The 18,291-nt window shown below is 50.3% G+C and carries 19 protein-coding genes and 1 pseudogene; 10 read left to right on the top strand and 10 right to left on the bottom strand.

Going from position 1 to position 18,291, the window contains the following annotated elements; translation table 11 throughout:
* The 3 genes from POF45_RS14995 to POF45_RS14985 all read left to right on the top strand — a co-directional run.
* On the top strand, positions 1-532 hold a 532-nt coding region (locus tag POF45_RS14995; protein WP_282315978.1), incomplete at its 5' end, for a hypothetical protein.
* A 1-nt stretch (position 533) separates the two neighbouring features.
* Positions 534-2,405 (top strand): hypothetical protein, encoded by a 1,872-nt coding sequence (locus tag POF45_RS14990; RefSeq protein WP_282315977.1) that lies wholly within the window; start codon positions 534-536, stop codon positions 2,403-2,405.
* Positions 2,406-2,418: 13 nt separating this feature from the next.
* Positions 2,419-2,823 carry a TetR/AcrR family transcriptional regulator gene (locus tag POF45_RS14985; RefSeq protein WP_282314673.1) on the top strand — a complete coding sequence of 135 codons (405 nt, stop codon included), beginning with the start codon at positions 2,419-2,421 and terminating at the stop codon, positions 2,821-2,823.
* Positions 2,824-2,831: 8 nt separating this feature from the next.
* Here POF45_RS14985 and POF45_RS14980 read toward each other — a convergent pair whose 3' ends face one another.
* On the bottom strand, positions 2,832-3,116 hold the full coding sequence (locus tag POF45_RS14980) for a helix-turn-helix domain-containing protein (RefSeq protein ID WP_282314674.1): 285 nt from the start codon (positions 3,114-3,116) through the stop codon (positions 2,832-2,834).
* 192 nt (positions 3,117-3,308) lie between these two features.
* Between POF45_RS14980 and POF45_RS14975 the strand changes: the two genes are divergently transcribed.
* Positions 3,309-3,788: a hypothetical protein gene (locus POF45_RS14975; RefSeq protein ID WP_282314675.1), complete on the top strand. Its 480-nt coding sequence runs from the start codon at positions 3,309-3,311 to the stop codon at positions 3,786-3,788.
* Positions 3,789-4,194: 406 nt separating this feature from the next.
* Positions 4,195-5,448, top strand: coding sequence for a DNA cytosine methyltransferase (locus POF45_RS14970; protein WP_282314676.1), 1,254 nt, complete (start codon positions 4,195-4,197; stop codon positions 5,446-5,448).
* Positions 5,449-5,463: 15 nt separating this feature from the next.
* Here the strand turns inward: POF45_RS14970 and POF45_RS14965 are convergent, their stop codons facing one another.
* The 4 genes and pseudogenes from POF45_RS14965 to POF45_RS14950 form a co-directional block, all read right to left on the bottom strand.
* Positions 5,464-6,642: a PP_RS20740 family protein gene (locus tag POF45_RS14965; RefSeq protein ID WP_282314677.1), complete on the bottom strand. Its 1,179-nt coding sequence runs from the start codon at positions 6,640-6,642 to the stop codon at positions 5,464-5,466.
* A gap of 3 nt (positions 6,643-6,645) precedes the next feature.
* Entirely contained in the window at positions 6,646-8,727 is a 2,082-nt protein-coding gene (locus POF45_RS14960) for an ATP-binding protein (RefSeq protein ID WP_282314678.1), read from the bottom strand.
* Between the two features lie 38 nt (positions 8,728-8,765).
* Positions 8,766-9,986, bottom strand: coding sequence for an ApeA N-terminal domain 1-containing protein (locus tag POF45_RS14955; RefSeq protein WP_282314679.1), 1,221 nt, complete (start codon positions 9,984-9,986; stop codon positions 8,766-8,768).
* A 123-nt stretch (positions 9,987-10,109) separates the two neighbouring features.
* A pseudogene (locus POF45_RS14950) lies at positions 10,110-11,018 on the bottom strand (YifB family Mg chelatase-like AAA ATPase); the annotation flags it as partial.
* Positions 11,019-11,191: 173 nt separating this feature from the next.
* Between POF45_RS14950 and POF45_RS14945 the strand changes: the two are divergent.
* Positions 11,192-11,506: a HigA family addiction module antitoxin gene (locus tag POF45_RS14945; RefSeq protein ID WP_282315976.1), complete on the top strand. Its 315-nt coding sequence runs from the start codon at positions 11,192-11,194 to the stop codon at positions 11,504-11,506.
* Positions 11,507-11,559: 53 nt separating this feature from the next.
* On the opposite strand, the gene POF45_RS14940 is transcribed toward POF45_RS14945, so the two are convergent.
* Positions 11,560-11,820, bottom strand: coding sequence for an accessory factor UbiK family protein (locus POF45_RS14940; RefSeq protein ID WP_282315974.1), 261 nt, complete (start codon positions 11,818-11,820; stop codon positions 11,560-11,562).
* 415 nt (positions 11,821-12,235) lie between these two features.
* On the opposite strand from POF45_RS14940, the gene glnK reads away from it, so the two are divergent.
* From glnK to sutA, 4 genes are all read left to right on the top strand, one after another.
* Positions 12,236-12,574 carry a P-II family nitrogen regulator gene (gene glnK, locus POF45_RS14935; protein WP_002555808.1) on the top strand — a complete coding sequence of 113 codons (339 nt, stop codon included), beginning with the start codon at positions 12,236-12,238 and terminating at the stop codon, positions 12,572-12,574.
* Between the two features lie 35 nt (positions 12,575-12,609).
* Positions 12,610-13,947 (top strand): ammonium transporter, encoded by a 1,338-nt coding sequence (locus POF45_RS14930; RefSeq protein WP_259497500.1) that lies wholly within the window; start codon positions 12,610-12,612, stop codon positions 13,945-13,947.
* Positions 13,948-14,161: 214 nt separating this feature from the next.
* Positions 14,162-14,587, top strand: coding sequence for a secondary thiamine-phosphate synthase enzyme YjbQ (locus POF45_RS14925; protein WP_282315973.1), 426 nt, complete (start codon positions 14,162-14,164; stop codon positions 14,585-14,587).
* Between the two features lie 102 nt (positions 14,588-14,689).
* Complete coding sequence (gene sutA, locus POF45_RS14920; RefSeq protein WP_259497496.1) at positions 14,690-15,016, top strand: dormancy-specific transcriptional regulator SutA; 327 nt, start codon at positions 14,690-14,692, stop codon at positions 15,014-15,016.
* Positions 15,017-15,117: 101 nt separating this feature from the next.
* On the opposite strand, the gene POF45_RS14915 is transcribed toward sutA, so the two are convergent.
* The 4 genes from POF45_RS14915 to dapF are packed head-to-tail and all read right to left on the bottom strand — an operon-like array spanning position 15,118 to position 18,290.
* Positions 15,118-15,822, bottom strand: coding sequence for an HAD family hydrolase (locus POF45_RS14915; RefSeq protein ID WP_282315970.1), 705 nt, complete (start codon positions 15,820-15,822; stop codon positions 15,118-15,120).
* Positions 15,822-16,718 carry a tyrosine recombinase XerC gene (xerC, locus tag POF45_RS14910; RefSeq protein WP_259497493.1) on the bottom strand — a complete coding sequence of 299 codons (897 nt, stop codon included), beginning with the start codon at positions 16,716-16,718 and terminating at the stop codon, positions 15,822-15,824. Before xerC ends, POF45_RS14915 begins: the two co-directional genes overlap by 1 nt.
* A gap of 2 nt (positions 16,719-16,720) precedes the next feature.
* Positions 16,721-17,446, bottom strand: coding sequence for a DUF484 family protein (locus tag POF45_RS14905; RefSeq protein WP_259497490.1), 726 nt, complete (start codon positions 17,444-17,446; stop codon positions 16,721-16,723).
* Positions 17,447-17,459: 13 nt separating this feature from the next.
* Positions 17,460-18,290, bottom strand: a complete 831-nt coding sequence (dapF, locus tag POF45_RS14900) for a diaminopimelate epimerase (RefSeq protein WP_259497489.1) — start codon at positions 18,288-18,290, stop codon at positions 17,460-17,462.
* Between the last annotated feature and the right edge of the window lies 1 nt (position 18,291).

Below are 18,291 nucleotides of genomic sequence, written 5' to 3'. Positions count from 1 at the left end.
CGCTGAGGAATACAAGTCTATTCAGCCAGTATCTAAATTTCTACAGCATTCAGAAGAGTCTACTACAAATTTATATTTGAGAGGCCGTGCGGCATCACAGCGAAGCTTTGAGAGAGTTTCAGAATTCCAGGGCGAAATGATTAGTATGGTGGCAGCGACAGGGCGCCAATTAGAAGGAAAATATTCCACACTATTTGGGATGTCGTGTAAATCGCCTGTTGAAGGTGTTGCTGAAGGTTCAAAATTTGGAATGCCGTGCGTAGAGTTTACTAGCTGTGCTACATGTAAAAACGCGATTGTGATTCACGATGAGCCTCATTATGTAGCTCGCCTTCTAAAATCGCGGGAAGCTTTGGAAACTCTTGAAAAAGATAGTTCTTCTCATGCCGATAAGATAGCTAGGTTCGATAAAGTATTTCGTGAAACGTTGGATGTGTTAAACAACTACATCTTGCCTAAGGTAAGTAAGCAGACAATGGTCGAGGCGGAAGCTTTGATTCCTGATACTCCTAATATACCCTTGGTGTACTAAATTGAATGTCTTAGACGTAAAGAGCGAAAGCGAGGTTAAAGACTTCTTTGTTAGCGAATTATTATTGCTTGGTGTCGACTTCTATTCCGAAGAGTGGGAGTTCAAATCGCCCGGAAAACAATCTGTAGCGGATCAGTCTATAGTATTCAAATGGAACCTGTTATTAATAGGTTTTGATTTGCCCGATAGCGGTGATTTCAGTCTAGGTCAGCTTCTAAAGAAAATTGCAGCGTGTTTTGTTCTTGGTATGAATAATAAAGTCTATGCGCCCTCCACAGTTAAAAATAAAATCACTTGGATACGTGGATTCTTATTGGCTTTAGAAGCGTCTGGATTTAAGCGGCTTTCACTAGTGACATCGATACAGGTTCATAATGTTTTTTGCCGATATCACAACAATGTATTTAATGGCAAGGCTAACTCTGTTGCTACCGTCAAGGATAGAATGAATGTCGTAAGTCAGATATATCGAATGAAAAAACTTATTGGAGATGGATTTTTAGAGGACCCTTTTCCTGAAAAGTTTCGTAGACAAATCTCTGCTAACTTAACTCAACCGCGAGCGTGGGAGGCGCCACCTGAGCCTGTCTGTATATATCTACTGAGATCGGCGATTCGATTTTTAGATGTAATGACCGAAGAGCTTTTAAGAATATTTTTCAAATATGTCTTCGCAGTTGAGGAAGCTAAAGGTCAGGGGTTAGTAACTAAAAAGAAAATCTCGGCTTTCGCTAATGCAGTTCTGAAGGGCGAGAATTTTCCTTCGGGTAGTGAGTTTGACACATTAATAAAAAATCTAAAGGCAGATAAACCCAACGATATTGCATCTCTATTAAATCATTTGCAAACAGCGTGTTTCGTAATAATTAGCTATACGTCTGGGCCGAGAGTAAGTGAGATTCGACGAGCATCAACCGAAAGTCTAAAATATGTACGACACATTAAAGGCCGCGAATTTCCTTATTATTATGCTGCCAGATCTAAAAAGCGCTTCTCTGGAGATAGAAATGTTTCGAATGCGACAGAGGATGAATCACCTTGGGTATTATCTCCTGCTGGGGTCATTGCGTTTGGAGTATTGAAAAGGCTTTCAGAGCCCGCTAGAGCAAAAAGTAAGAAAGATAACCTATGGTTGGTTACAGCAGGAAACGCTTTATGGCCGTTTAATGCTAGACAGGGATATAGCGTGATCTCCTCTACCGCTATAAATAAGCGTCTAAACAGTTTTGCAGTATTTATGAATTTAAAATCTACAATAGGGTGGGAGGGGAGGCTTTATTCTCATATGGGTAGAAAACACTTCGCCAGGTTTATAGCTAAGCGCGATCGAGCGGCTTTAGGCGATTTAGCTCTACAATACTCCCATACCTCTGCATATAGTGTGGACATAAGTTATGCGAAACCGGATTCAGAGTTTCGGAGGCTTCTAAAAGAGGAGTTTAATGTAGAGATGGAATCTGTGGCTTTAGAATTAGCCGGGCTTTCGCCTCAGCAAATATTTCATAATGTCGGAGCCAAGTTTGAAAGTCGAACAATAGGTAAGTTTGTTGGCCAAGTTAGAAGTATTAAAGAAATTCGAATCTTGTTGTCTCGAGGTACTATCTTAGTACCATGTCAATGGGGTGTGTGCATGTATAGGCAGGAAACGAGTGCCTGCAAGGGAAGCAAGCAAGAACCTAATCCTGAGAATCGGTCACCCAGTACGTGTGTAGGTTGTTTGAATTTTATTGCAACACCTAAACATCGTTTATGGTGGCAAAATTATAAGGATGATAGTTTAAGATTTTTGCGGCAGTCGAACTTGCCTCAGCAAACTCGTCTTATATTGACATCAAGACTTGAGGAATGTGAAGAAGTTTTAAGAATAATCTAGTTAGGAGTTGGCTATGACCACTACACGAGACTTGTTGCTAAAATCGCTTGCAGAGTTGACCGCGAAAGGTCCAAGTCACATCAGCATAACGGCGCTTTCTAAAATTGCTAAAATCAGTCGTTCATCTATTTATAAGTACTACCCGGATATTGTCATTAAAGTTAGAGGAGGGGCTAGCGAGTTTTCTTTGTCTAATATCGAGAAAATCAGTTTAAAATTGTACATCTTGAAAAAACAGCTCAAAGAGCAAAGGGTGCTAGTGGGTATGCTAACCAACGTTTGCTCAGAACAGTTGGTAGAGATTATCGAACTTAATGCCAAATATTTAGATGCGCTGGAGTCAAAAAATTTGCAGATAACGTTTCTTGAGAGTGCTCTTGCCAAGAGTAAGAAGGTTGTTCTAAAAACAGTTAAATAAGGAAGGTTCTATTCTTTTTGTTTGCTGAAATTTTCCAATTCATTATGCACTGTGGCGAGCAGCATTTCGGAATTTATGTCGTCATTTTTTATCAGGTAGCATTTAGTTAGCAGCGTTACAGGATGTACTCCGATATTGATAGCAAACTCCTCAAGTTTTTCAACAGATAAAGTCTTAATTCCTCTTTCTACATCACTTATATAGCTTTGGCTGGCCCCAATGCTTTCCTGAGAAAGGCCCTTGCTTTGTCTCAGCTCCCTCAGTGCTCGGCCCAGCGCTCGATTCAGATCCACGTCTCAATCCCCAAAAGGAATGATGAAGCCTTTTGGAGCTAAAAATCGCTATACTCTATTGAGTATAATTGAGCAATGAGCTGTAATTTAACCGATTCTGTTGCTCCAGCGGAGATGGTTCACCAGTGGGGCCGGGTAAACGAATTTATTTATAACGTATGAAGAACGTTAACAGCTTGAGCGGGAGAGGAAATGTTAGATCGGAATGAGATTTTAGATTTAATATTGATGTTAAAAGTTAATGACAAAATAGATAGTCTTGTCTCATCCGATCGTCACAATGAGGTTGCCAAATTACTGGGCTATCCTAAGTATTCCGATCTTCGCTCTACATTGTTGTCTTTCCCAGAGTCAAATTTCAGAGAGTTTTCTATTTTTCTCATGAGAAAAATTTGCCTTCTTAGAATGCCTGTATCTGACATTGCTTATTATGAGTTCCGTAAGAGCACTAGAACGGAGTTTACTTACTATAGCATGTGGAGCGAGGATCTTGATGGTGAAGCGGTGAGAGTTCCCCGCCCGTTAAATGGACCAAAGACCGTTGTCAGATTGAGATCTAGAAATGAAGAGGTTTTCGTTTTGGAGTCAATGAAAGAATTGATGCTTTGGACTTCATATTGGAACTCAAACGCTCTGGTCAATAAAGACGTTGCCACACGTCTTATTGATTAGCTCCGATGAAGAGATAATCTGGAAGCATTGTAAATCATCGGTGCGTTAGAATGATAACGTTCCTCGGCAGCTCAGTTAAAGCCATAGGCTATGGCTAAGGGGGCCTTGGAGGCTGCTCAATGGCCCTGCAAGCTCCTTTGGTGATCCTTTCGTGAAAGGGTTGGGGGTAGGCGCATTGTCGGCTCTTAGGGCTGCGACAGTCGTTTTGTCGCTGACGTCCTAAATTGTTGCATACGCTGCGGCAATTCCTGTCGCACAGGGTGAACCCTAATATCTGACTTATACCCTCCCATGTCGAAAATTCAGCGTCGGCAGACGCCTACTTTTCTTGACTTTTAGCTTTTTGAGCTTACCCTGGGCGAGCCATTTTTCAGTATTGTCATTGACCAGCAGAGGCTTTAACGTTATGGGTTTTTCGGAACGCCCAGAAAGGAAGGGTACGTTCATTGACCTTTTTTCAGGATGTGGTGGCCTTTCTCTTGGCTTGATGCAAGCTGGCTGGGATGGCCTGTTTGCTATTGAAAAAACATCCGGAGCATATAAAACGCTAGAGCATAATTTAATCGAAGGCCCACGATATAAATATAGTTGGCCTGATTGGTTACCTCAGATCAATATGGAGGTCAGCCATTTAATCGATAATTATCAAGATAAGCTTGAAGCGCTTAGAGGAACAGTTGACTTAATCGCGGGAGGGCCGCCTTGCCAAGGTTTTTCACACGCAGGGAAAAGAGATCCGAATGATCCCCGTAATAAGTTAGCGGAACAATACATAAAAGTTGTAGAAATTGTGCAGCCCAAGTATCTGCTCTTGGAGAATGTACGAGGATTTAACACTAAATTTAAAAGCTCTGGTGATGCAAGCAGCATCCCCTATTCTCTAGTCGTGAAGAAGCGGCTTGAAGCGCTCGGCTATGGTGTTTCGTTTCGGATCATAAAAAGTTCAGACTGGGGGGTGCCTCAACACCGGCCTCGTTTTATTATGATAGCCAAACGTGCCACAGATAGTGATCAATTTGATCCTTTTGTAGATCTTGAATCATTTCGCCGGAACTTCTTATCGCGTAAGGGGCTTAGTACTGAAAATCCTGTAACTGTCCGTGACGCTATAGGTGATTTAGAAACTTATGGGAAAAGCCTGGTTCCTAATTTGGACTCTGGTAGGACTGGGTTTTTCGAAGCTGAATTTATTAAGTCTGCATCTCCCAGCAAATATCTACAGCTTCTCCGTTCAGAGAATTGTGAGCCACCAAATAGCAGAAGGTTAGCTAAGCATAGTGATGTTGTTAGCTCTCGCTTTCAGCTAATACTAGATAAATGTGAGCGCGGTGTAACTATATCGGACGAGTTTAGGACAGCTTTCAATATAAAAAAACAAGCTATTACTCCGCTTGATGGAGATTTGCCGTCCGCGACAGTTACAACGCTGCCTGACGACATATTACATTATCTTGAGCCTAGGATATTAACGGTTCGAGAGAACGCAAGACTTCAATCATTCCCTGACTGGTTTTCATTCCAAGGTGTTTACACCACAGGGGGTAAGCAACGTAAGTATACTTGCCCTCGATATACACAAGTTGGCAACGCGGTACCTCCAATACTGGCAGAAGCGTTGGGGATGTTGTTGAGTAGGCATGAGTCGAAAGGGGCCGTCTAAGACGGCCCCTTAAGCTTAGGCTTTCATTTCGTCGTCATACGTTGTTACATCCCATCCTGATTCTTTGAGCAGCACCTTCATATCTTCAGCGTAAGCAGCATATAGATTTTGGTTTGTTACCAACAATTGGTCGATGTCGAGAGACATGCAAAGCTTGTGTATAGCCGCGTGCTTATCTGAAGACTTATCTTGCTCGCTCAGTGCGGAGGTTGGCTCAGTGTGGTGCTGTGCCAACCCCAGAGCGTCAGCTCTGACTGTGGCTTGTTTGGTAAAGCGGATTACGTAAGAAAACATATCTGGAAAATCGTTTCCTCCGTGAACTTTGTACTTCATCACACTCACGGCCTGCATCCTTGCGTCATTCGCATGGGTCAGGCGGATGACCCAATAAATAAAACACGCTTGTAGGATTTCGGACAACTCAACCTTCGATATTTTATCGTCTGAAAAACTCTTCTTTTCTCGGGCAAGCTCGTAGATCTCGCGACGGTACTCTTCTAATGCGGCAACGAATGCCACATCATCGCTGACTTCTTCTCGAAAAACCCTATCTAAGTTGGCAAGCAGTTCCTGCGTTATACCTTCTTTGTCCGCCCTTGTTGTTAAAAAGAACAGCCACGGTGTATCTAGCATTTTATTGAACTGTACTGTGAACAACGCCATCATCGAGTCGATTGTTTCTTGCTTGAAGACGCCGTCACAGAAGTCCAAATTTATAAGATGATAAGCACCATGTTGACCAACACGCTTTAAGGCAAGAGAGCCTTTTTTAGACAATGCGTGAAAATTATAATGTTCGACTTTGGATTCGCGGTCCACGTTAGGTCTATCGAGGAGCTCGCTTAGCCTGATATCAGCTCTCTCTTTTTCCGCTTCTGTGTCAATGAAACCGTGGACGAGAAGTTTTTTGCTTTCAAATTTATCAGTCGCCATCATTTTTTTGCTGAAGAAATTTATATCAAGCAGGTCTCCTCCCGGGAGACCAAAATATTTTATTGTATTTATTTCTTTATATTCTTCGAATCTTCTAATTAAAAAATCCAGGTGATACCACCATTGCTTGTCTCTGACAAATTGTTTGCGAGGCTTGTGCCATGGCTTGAATACAATTGCAGTGGCAGCGACAGGAGATACTCCCCCTGTAACGTCGTTAAGATTAAATAATCCGCCATCATCTCCAAAAAGATTGCTCATTTTCTATCCCTCGAAACTGATGATTTGGATAATATCTTCAATGAGGCTTTCTCGCTGAGATGCGGACAGATCATTAAGGATTCTATAGCTTTCTAATACTTGAATAATTGCTTCGGTTTTGCTTTCGATGAAGTAGCTTTTTTTAGATTTTGAAGTGGTCAACCCGGAAAGTTCTAGATACCTATTTTTTTCAATTTTTATCGACTCCATGGGCAAATCGGAAATCGACATGTCTCCTTTTACACTCGATGACGCCTTATCACCATCTACCAAGTACAGATTACTCACATCGCTATAATCTAAGCCGCTACGTCCTATACTATTGAGCACAATGCGAGATAGGTTCTCGTCATAGCTGTTTCTGCTACTATCTTGATTTTTATCTACTTCTTCTTTTTTAATTGCTTTATATTTATTTACGACTTGTCGTATGGCCTGATGAAGCCATTTCATCATTATCTGATAGTGCGGGTGGGATATGTTAAAAGATTCCCTATCGATATTGAGTGCGGAGTCAAGACCATTGTTGACAAATATCTCGACTGTTAACTGGCTTTTAATCGTGTGCTCGGCAACCTGATGCTTCATAAATGTTTCGTCAAATAAGGTACCTGACGAATTATGAACGCGAACCAAAACACCGTTGTGATCTCTAGGGATTACTTTCGGTGTCCATAGTAGGTATGCATCAAAAGAGATCTTCCCGCCGGAGTCCTGATTGTCTACGGCTGATAAATCTGGAGAGTAACTGCCCACGAATAAAATTGGACGTTTAACCGCGCCGCTAGATTTGGGTAGGCCACTCAACTTTAGTGGACGAAACAGTTTAACCCCGTCAATTACGACATTGAAATCGATATCATCATATGTCGCTAATGAAGGTAAAATTGTACCTATCGGTGACTCTTTGTCATCAGGTTTGTATCGATTAGCTTGGCCTTTAAGTTTGTTGCTGATGATATAAACATCACTAATTTCTTTAGTTGAATATCGAAACGGATGTTTTTCGATGTAGTTTAATGGTACTGATAGCGACAGCGTCCATAGCATGTTTAGATAGTTGTCGAAGACGATTGCTAGCTTAGGGTTTGTAGTTACATTTGTTAGTGAAAGTACCGAGTTGTATAATTTTAGTAGTTTGTCTTCGCTTTTATCAGTTTCATTCCAGGGTAGCTCTGGCTCTCTGTCTGTGCCATCGTAAAACTCAAATCCATCTTTGCCGAAATAGTTCCCAACATGAAATTTTGGTTTTTCTAATTTTGAGGAGTTAAGCAGGTCATCACTCGGAATACTCGACTCCAGCTCAGTTTCGGCGGCTTCTTGACCCCATATGTCGACACTTCTCAGTTGGTCTCTCGCACTCTTTTTTATATTTCTCAGTACAATGTCAGTGCCGTGCGCGTCAATATTTTCGGTGTTGTCTGTCCATATTTCTACCTCTCCTGTTTCGAAGCTTGCTCCTCTCGCTTCAACATCTCCGTCACCTCCGCCAGTCGCGGTGTTTTCATCGCTGGCTGAAACTTTGTCTTCAAACTCTTTTTCTTTTTCCCGGATATACTCTTCTGAGTAGTTATGAAGGCGTATCCGAGCTTTTAAATAGAAGTCATCGCCTTTTTGCTTTGTAATTATGTCGAAGTCGCGGGTTAGCTGAGCAACACTAAACAGGCCGATACCAATTTTGCCGATGAGCTTTCTTTTCTTGTTAAGGCTTAGGGAACTATCTTTCTCGTCTGTGACTTTTAATGAACCACCTTTGCCGCTTCTTTTGGCGCTTGCCCCGACATGATTGAGAAGATTAACTAACGTTTCAATAGACATCCCATTCCCATCGTCTCGGATAGTAATGGTTTGGAATCGAGGAACATCCGTGTTGATTGTGACGTTAACGGCGTCTGCGTCATACGCGTTTGATATAAGCTCTCGTATGGCTGAGCCGGGCAGCCTATAAATGCCATCTGTTACGCGTGCGAGTACTTTTTCATCTGTCTCTAGTTTGGTCTTTGCTGATTGACCCGTTTGACTATAATTTTTTATTTTTTCTACTAGATCTAGCTCACCCTTGTTAAGGATATCTTTAGATTCCATCCTGATTGCCTCCAGCTATGATCGGCTCTACATCATTATTAGTAATAACGTCGATTGTTCAGAAATTGTTCCAGTTTTTTCTTTCTCTCGAAGCGATCAGAGATCGAGTCGGTCTGAATTTTTTTAAAGTGCGCTCCATCGAAGCCTAATTTATCAAGCAAAAATAGATCTATAATTATATCGATCTTAGAATATAAGAATGGAAGATTTTCAGCATTAGCGGCTGCTGGAGGTTGTTCACGGCTGTAATGAGTGAAATAATTTCTCGAACGAGTGATGTCTCTACATAGTCCTTCAATCACTTGTGCTTCTTCGCTTTTTACGCGAAATAGGAGTGCCTTATATTTTTGCCTCGATACCACTTCGCGAACTCTTTCGAAGTAGTCCATTTCGTTATTGTTTTCTAGCTTCTTATGTAGCGCCTCTATGAGTTGGGCTCTTAATAAATACTTTGTATTTAGATCGGATTCACTAATTTTTGGTAGAAAGTACAAAATAATTAACGGAAGGATTTTGTTATACAATTTGTTCCAGCTGTTGAATCTATGTTGAAGTTGTGCGAGCGTGCTCCCGAATAATGGAGGGTTTTCCTCTTCGATTCGGGAACTAAAAAAAGCTGGTTTGTAATACAGACACCATTTTTCCTGTCCATCTGTTATTTCTGTTTTTCCTTGAAGTAAAATCTTTCCTGTTGCAAATGATATAAAAGTGACAGCTCTATGAAGAACAGTTTGAAACTGTTCAATTGTTGCAGGCCTGGGGCTGATTATGGTGGATTTTGTCGGACTATTTTCTTTAGCGGGCGAATATCGTAGATTTATTTTAAATCCAGAAAACATTAGAGTTGTTTCGTAACTTCCCTCAAGTGACGACGCATCTTCAAACCATGGTGCTAACCCTTTAATTTCAAATTCGAAGTTAGTGCCTTTTATGCTTTCTTTAGATTTTAGGTAAGTGTTACCAATAAATAAAATGGGAGAGCTTAATGTCGAAGGTGGTATCTCGCCCACACCGAAAGCTTTTTGATGGTACATCGCTTTATGTATTGATACGGCTTCTCCCGAGTCAAGCTCTCCATAGACCGTATCCTCAATGATGCAGTCGTCCCGGCTGAATGCTTTCTGTGTAGTTAAAATAAAGGACCCGTCGTGTTGGATCTTTATTTCTCCGGGGATCTTTCTATCGAGTTTTACGGGCACCCAAAACACGCCGTTTAAAATCTGGGCGGGTGTTTCTGTGCTTTCCACGCTTTTGTTCACGACTGCCACATCCTTTTGGGTCTTTGGGGACGGAGAGGATGAGTTTATAGCATGTTAGCGATCTGCCACCATCGACGATGGTAGTGGTACGAGGCGACAGTGTTGACATGTCCACCTAAGTTGGAGTTCGTCCAGAAACAGCACGCCATGGTGGGCGAGGGTGATCTCGCCGGGTTGTGGTTTCGAGCCGCCACCGACCAGCGCCGGCCCTGAGGCGGAGTGGTGCGGTTGACGGAAGGGGCGTTGCGGCCAATGGCTCAACGGCACACAACTGGCCACTGATTGAATCGCCGCAACCTCCAGCGCTTCGTTCTCGGCCAAGGGCGGCAACAGCCCGGGCAAACGGCTGGCCAGCAACGTTTTCCCGGTTCCAGGTGGCCCGCTGAACAACAAGTTATGAGCACCCGCCGCCGCGATCAGCAACGCCCGCTTGGCCGCGAGTTGGCCCTGCACCTCATTCAAGTCGGGGTAAGGTTTACTGGCGTGCAGCAAACCATTGGAAACATAGGGCTCCACGGGCGTATGGCCGTTGAAATGCGCCACCGCTTGCAGCAGGTGATCCACCGCAAACACCTTTAGCCCCGAGGCGAGACAGGCCTCCTCGGCATTGGCCCGCGGCACCAGCAGCGCCCGCCCGGCCTTGCGTGCTGCCAGCGCCGCCGGCAACACCCCGCGAACCGCCCGCACCTCGCCCGACAACGCTAACTCCCCCAGGCACTCCACATCATCCAGCGTCAGTGTCGGCACCTGCACGCTGGCGGAGAGAATCCCCAGGGCAATCGCCAGATCGAAACGCCCGCCGTCCTTCGGCAAATCCGCTGGAGCAAGATTCAGCGTGATGCGTCGCGCCGGAAATTGCAGGCCGGAGTTGATGATCGCGCTACGCACCCGATCTTTGCTTTCCTTCACGGCCGCTTCGGGCAGGCCGACCATCGTCAGCGATGGCAAGCCGTTGGCCAGATGAACTTCTACGGTGACGGCAGGGGCATCGACGCCGACTTGTGCGCGGCTGTGGACGATGGAGAGGGACATGGGTCGTTCCTTGAGCTGACAACGGGACCGCTTCCTGCGGGTATTTTCACGGTAGTCGAGCAGCGGGACGGCGCCTGAGTAGAGGTTTACAAGAAGTATCAATGACTGGTTTGCGGCCCGTCGTATGGAGCCTTAGCCTGCGATGCAAAATGTTCGCAGAGAACAGGGGAAGAATGAGCAAAAGTAAAATGCGACCGGTTCATCCTGCTGAAATCCACAAAGAGGAATTTCTTGAGCCGCCAGGTATCACCATTGCGGTGTTGGCTCGTTCGTTGAATGAGCAGGCGTGCGATCTGAGTGATCTGGTGATGCAAAAGGGAAGCGTCAGTCCTGAGCTGGCAAATAAGCGTTCGATTTACCTGAAAACTTCACCCGGGTTCTGGCTGAATTTGCAGTCGACCGACGATTTGCGAAAAGCCGAAAGCGAGCATGGCCATCGATTGGAAACCGGGTCTAGCCAACGTGGGACGGCAGATAGACCGAGGTGACGCTATTCGCGAGCAGGCTCGCTCCCACAGGGGGATTGCGTGGTCAGGTGGCGTTACTCGGCTGGCGGGTTCAGCCTCGCTTCCAGTTCTGCAACCTTCGTCTCGAGACTCTCCAGCCGTGCCCGTGTGCGCGCCAGCACAACCATCTGACTATCGAACTCTTCCCGGCTCACCAGATCCAGTTTGCTGAAGCCGCTTTGCAACAAAGCCTTGAACTGGCTTTCGATTTCGCTTTTCGGCAGTGGGGTTTCGCCGCTGAAGAGGCGGGAGGCGGTGCCGCTCAGGGCGTCGAGGAAGTCTTTGGGCGCGAGCATGGGAAATGTCCTGGAAACAATGGCGGGCAGTGTATCACGCAGTGTCTATAGTCATTTGCGCAGGCACGGATGCACGCTTTTCGCGCAGGCGGACGGACGGCAGCGCACTGTTGTTGTGCGTAACGGCGTCGGCATTGGCGGGAAGCGGCTTGCGGCAGCGACCAAAGGATTGAATTCAGTGGGTTCGGGCGAGATGGCAAGCTTTCTGCTTAGTCGCTAGTGACCCATGCACTGATGCAGTCGCTGTGACGAATGCAGTGCGCCGAGCGGAGCGGGGAAGTTTCGTGAGGAGTGGTTAGCTGGCGTCGGGCGGGCAATCAGGGCCGACGGTGCGTTACAAAGCCAGGCACTGCGCTTAGACTTGAGTCGGGTTTGTTTTCCTGGGGCAAGTCCACCAATTCGGGAGAGAGTTTTCATGAAGCTAGTCACTGCCATCATCAAGCCGTTCAAACTGGACGACGTGCGCGAGTCGCTGTCCGAGATCGGCGTGCAGGGCATTACCGTTACTGAGGTCAAAGGCTTCGGTCGGCAGAAGGGACACACCGAGCTGTATCGCGGCGCGGAGTACGTGGTCGATTTTCTGCCCAAGGTGAAGATTGATGTCGCCATTGACGACAAGGATCTTGACCGGGTTATCGAGGCGATAACCAAGGCAGCCAACACCGGCAAGATCGGTGACGGCAAGATCTTCGTGGTCAATCTGGAACAGGCGATTCGCATCCGTACCGGCGAAACCGATACCGACGCAATCTAAGCCGCCACAAACCCAACGCCCCAGGAGAAAACAATATGACTCTGCGTAAATTCGCAGGGCTAGGAGCCCTGTTGTCCATCGTAATGCCCGGCCTGGCTTTGGCGGCAGATCCGGTGGCGCCTCCAGTCCTCAACTCCGGCGATACCGCCTGGATGTTGACCTCTACTGCCCTCGTCCTGTTCATGACGATTCCGGGTCTGGCGCTGTTCTACGGCGGCATGGTTCGGTCCAAAAACATTCTTTCCGTGATGATGCAGTGCTTCGCCATTACCGGCCTGGTCACCATCCTGTGGTTCCTTTATGGCTACAGCATGGCGTTTGACACCACCGGGATGGAAGCCAACGTCGTCAACCTCAACTCCTTCGTCGGCAGCTTTGCCAAGGCCTTCCTCGCCGGTATCACCCCGGCCAGTATTACCGGCCCGACGGCGCTGTTCCCTGAAGCGGTATTCGTTACCTATCAGATGACGTTCGCCATCATCACTCCGGCGCTGATCGTCGGTGCATTCGCCGAGCGGATGAAGTTCTCCGCGATGCTGGTGTTCATGGGCATCTGGTTCACCCTGGTCTATGCGCCGATTGCACACATGGTCTGGAGCGGTCCGGGTTCGCTGCTGGGTGACTGGGGCGTACTGGACTTCGCCGGTGGCACCGTGGTGCACATCAACGCCGGTGTGGCGGGCCTGATCTGCTGCCTGGTACTGGGCAAGCGCAAAGGCTTCCCGACCACGCCGATGGCACCGCATAACCTCGGTTACACCTTGATGGGCGCGGCCATGCTGTGGGTCGGCTGGTTCGGCTTCAACGCCGGTTCCGCCGCCGCGGCCAACGGCACTGCCGGTATGGCGATGCTGGTCACCCAGATCGCGACCGCTGCCGCTGCACTGGGCTGGATGTTCGCCGAGTGGATCACCCACGGCAAACCAAGCGCACTGGGTATCGCATCGGGCGTGGTCGCCGGTCTGGTGGCAATCACGCCGGCTGCCGGCACCGTGGGCCCGATGGGCTCGCTGATCATCGGCCTGGCCGCAGGCGTGGTGTGCTTCTTCTGCGCCACCACCCTGAAACGCAAACTCGGCTACGACGACTCCCTGGACGCCTTCGGCGTGCACGGTATCGGCGGTATTCTCGGCGCGATCCTGACCGGTGTGTTCGCCGCACCGGCCCTGGGTGGCTTCGGCACCGTGACCGATGTTGCCGCGCAAGTCTGGATTCAATGCAAAGGCGTGGGCTTCACGGTGATCTACACCGCGATCGTCACGTTCATCATCCTCAAGGTACTGGACGCCGTCATGGGGCTGCGTGTGACCGATGAAGAAGAGGCGGTTGGCCTCGATCTGGCACAACACAACGAACGCGGCTACAACTTGTAAGACGCGTACCCAAAAACTTGCCCGGCTTGCCGGGCATTTTTTTGTCTGGCGTTTGTCACTGAAGGCATGGCTGGAAGGTTTTTTCTTACGGCTTAAGTCGCGTTTACAGCAGGTGTTTTTGTACGGCCAATGGCTTACATGATTGAAGGAATATTAGGGCCTTTGTTTTTTCCCAGAGCGCGCTAGAATGCGCCCCGAACGTGCGGAGAACTGTATGTGGCAACAGACTCTGATTACCCTGCGGCCAAGGCCTCGGGGCTTTCATCTGGTAACGGACGAGTTACTCGCCGGCCTGCCTGAACTCAAGGCTTGCCGGGTCGGTCTGTTGCATTTGTGGCTGCAGCATACCTCGGCGTCGTTGACCATCAACGAGAACGCCGATCCGGCGGTACGTCGCGACTTCGAACGATTTTTCAATCGACTGATCCCACAAGGATCAGACGGCTATGAGCATAACGACGAAGGCCTGGACGACCTCCCGGCGCACTTCAAGGCCAGCGTGCTTGGCTGTCAGCTCAGTCTGCCGATTTCGGCGGGCCGACTGGCGTTGGGAACCTGGCAAGGCGTTTATCTGGGCGAGCACCGTGATCATGGCGGTGCCCGTAAAGTCCTCGCCACCGTGCACGGTGAAGGGGCATAGGCCGCTGGTCAGCAGCGGTTGTTGAATTTTTTCCGGCAGCCTTCGACAGATGGCGAAGCTGGGCTATAACTAATCTGCTTTTCGCAAGTCATGAGGTAGAACATGAGCGACGATGATCTGGAAAACGACGACCTCGAAGTAGGCGACGAAGACGAGGCCGAAGAAGGCCTGGAAGCAGCAGCGGAAGACGTTGCTGAAGACGACGGTGGTGACGATACACCGGCCCCGACCGCCAAAGGCAAAGCCAAGGCAGCGGTGTCGGTTGACGAACTGCCGAGCGTCGAAGCCAAGAACAAGGAACGCGATGCCCTGGCCAAGGCCATGGAAGAGTTCCTGGCCAAAGGCGGCAAGGTGCAGGAAGTGGAGGCCAATGTGGTCGCCGATCCGCCCAAGAAGCCTGACAACAAGTATGGCAGCCGGCCTATCTGAGCCACTGCCCTTGCTTGCTGAAAAAGCCCGCCGTCGCTGCGGGCTTTTTCATGGGTGAAATAAAACCCAGGGCTGGGCACTGTTCCCCTGTGGGAGCGGGCTCAGTGCTGGGCATTCCACCGCGCCAACAACGCTGGCAAGTCGGTCAGGCTGCGAATCTCCGCATCCGGCAGTCGGTCCGCCTCCCAGGCCTTGCCCGCCGGGTTGAACCAGATGGCCCGTAACCCCGCCTCCTGCGCCCCGGCAATGTCATCACCCGGATGATCACCGATATGCACTGCCGTCTCAGCCGTCGCTGCGCCCCGGTGCAGCGCCTCGTGGAACAGGCGTGCATCCGGTTTGGCGATACCGATGTCTTCAGCGCACAACGCAAACTTGAAGTAATCCGCCAGCCCCAGCCGACGCACATCGGCGTTGCCGTTGGTAACCACGCCCAGTGCGTAGTGGTTGGCGAGTATTTCCAGGGTCGGCACGACCTCGGGGAACACGTCGATCTGATGCCGAGCATGCAAAAAGACTTCAAACGCCTGATCGGCCAAATCCGATGCCTGAACGTGATCGTAGCCGGCTTCTTCCAGTGCATGAAACAACACCCGTCGGCGCAGCGCGCTGATGCGATGCTTGAGACCAGGTTCATTGCTCAGCACCCGCTCGCGAATCGCCCACAGATGCTCCACCGGCACTGCGCCCAGATTCGGCGCCTGAACGCCCAGCCATTCACGCAATATCGCTTCGGCGCTGACGATCACCGGGGCGGTGTCCCACAGCGTGTCGTCGAGGTCGAAGGTGATCAGTTGCACAGTCATCAATCGTCGCCTTTCATGCGTTTGGCCCGTGGGTGGGCGCTGTCGTAGACCGTCGCCAGGTGCTGGAAGTCCAGATGGGTATAGATCTGAGTGGTCTTGATGTCCGAGTGCCCGAGCAATTCCTGCACGCCGCGCAGGTCCTGAGAGGATTCGAGCAAGTGGCTGGCGAACGAATGTCGCAGCATGTGCGGGTGCAGATTCTGGCCCAGTTCGCGCTCGCCAGCGGCCTTGACCCGCAGTTGAATCGAACGCGGACCGAGGCGTCGACCCTGCTGGCTGACAAACACCGCGTCGTCCGTCGGGTTGCTCATGGCGCGTAGCGGCAGCCACAGCTCCAGTGCTTCACGCGCTTTTTTACCCACTGGCAGCAGTCGGGTTTTGCTGCCTTTACCGAGTACCTGAACCATGCCGTCGGCCAGGTCCAACTGATCAAGGTTGAGCCCGGTCAGCTCCGAAAGGCGCAGGCCCGAGGAATAGAACAGCTCCAGAATCGCCTGATCCCGACGGGCGAGAAAGTCGTCTTCCACAGCGCCTTCCAGCAGTTGCAACGCCCGGTCGGTGTCGAGGGTTTTCGGCAGTCGGCGTTCACCCTTGGGCGGCGCCAGGCCATTGGCCGGGTCGTGATCGCACAGGCCTTCGCGGTTCAAATAATGATAAAGCCCGCGCACTGCGGACAGCAGGCGCGCCAGGCTGCGGGACGACTGGCCCTGCGAATGCAGGCGCGCAATCAGGCTGCGCAAGCGCTGGATGTCCAGTGCGGCCCAACTGCCGATATTCTGTTTGATGCACCAGCCCAGCACTTTGTCGAGGTCGCGGCGGTAGGCGTCCAGCGTGTGCGGCGACACCTGCCGCTCACTGCGCAGGTGTTCGCAGTAAGCGTCCAGTTGCCGTTCCATGGTCAGCGTACCGAGCGCAGGGAATTATTGACCCGTGGCAGCACGCGGCCCATGACCTCGGCGATGTAGCTGAGGAACAGCGTGCCCACCGAACTCTTGTAGTGCTGCGGATCGCGGCTGGCAATGGCCAGGACACCGTGGATGCCCTGATAGCTGATAGCGACGACAGCGGTCGAGCCGATCTGCTTGCGCTGGTCTTCGCCGAACAGGAAGTCCAGTTCGTGTTCGCGCAAGCTGCCGCACACACTTTTGTCTTCCGAGAGCAGCCCGCCGATGGCGGTTTGCGCGTCGGCGTGGGTGGCCCAGCGGCCCACGGGCAGGGCGTTGTCACCCAGCAGGATCAGGCTGACGAAGGGCACCTGGAAGTCTTGGCGCAAGCTGTCTTCGACACTGATCACCACTTCTTCCAGGCTGGTGGCGTCCATCAGCGCGAGAATCAGGCGGCGGGTCTTGTCGAAGAGCCGGTCGTTGTCGCGAGCGACGTCCATCAAGTGCGAGAGGCGATGACGCAGTTCGATATTGCGGTCGCGCAGGATGGTCATCTGGCGTTCTACCAGCGACACGGTGTCGCCGCGCTGGTGCGGAATGCGCAGGGCCGGGAGCAGTTCTTCGTGGTCGACGAAGAAATCCGGATGAGCCTCCAGGTACGCGGCAATCGCCGCCGCCTCAAGGCTTTCGGAAGGGGATTCGTCGGGCTGTCGGGCGGGGACCTGGGGCTTATCTTTCATGGATTTGGCTCTCTCAAAGACGCACTTGTCCTTCGTATACGCGCACTGCCGGGCCGGTCATCATCACCGGTTGGCCAGGGCCTGCCCATTCAATGGACAGACGCCCGCCGGGCAGGTCGATCAACAGCGGCGAATCCATCCACCCCTGGCTGATCGCAGCCACCGCAGCTGCACAGGCGCCGGTGCCGCAGGCCTGGGTTTCCCCTGCGCCACGTTCCCAGACGCGCAATTGCGCGCGGTTCCGGTCGATGACCTGGAGAAAACCGACATTGACCCGCGCCGGGAAGCGCGGATGGTGTTCGATTTTCGGTCCCAGTTCATGCACCGGTGCGTTGTTGATGTCGCTGACCCGCAGCACGGCATGGGGGTTGCCCATGGACACGGCGGCCAGTTCCACGGTGGTGCCATCGACTTCCAGCGGGTAGCTCAGGGCCTGGCCCTGGGCTTCGAACGGGATGTCGGCCGGCACCAGGCGCGGCGCGCCCATGTCGACGCTGATCTGACCGTCGCTGCGGATATCCAGTTCGATAATGCCGCTTTTGGTCTCGACGCGAATCTGCCGTTTGGCGGTCAGGCGTTTGTCGAGCACGAAACGGGCGAAGCAGCGCGCACCGTTGCCGCACTGTTCCACTTCGGAGCCGTCGGAGTTGAAGATCCGGTAACGGAAATCCACGTCCGGGTTGCTCGGCGCTTCGACGATCAGCAACTGGTCGAAACCGATACCGGTGTGCCGGTCGCCCCATTGCTTGGCGTGTTTGGGCAGGATGTGCGCGTGCTGGCTGACCAGGTCGAGGACCATGAAGTCATTGCCCAGGCCGTGCATCTTGGTAAAACGCAGCAGCATG

The sequence above is a fragment of the Pseudomonas fungipugnans genome (assembly GCF_029955235.1).
Taxonomy (GTDB): Bacteria; Pseudomonadota; Gammaproteobacteria; order Pseudomonadales; family Pseudomonadaceae; genus Aquipseudomonas; species Aquipseudomonas fungipugnans.
This window is presented reverse-complemented; position numbering and strand designations above follow the sequence as displayed.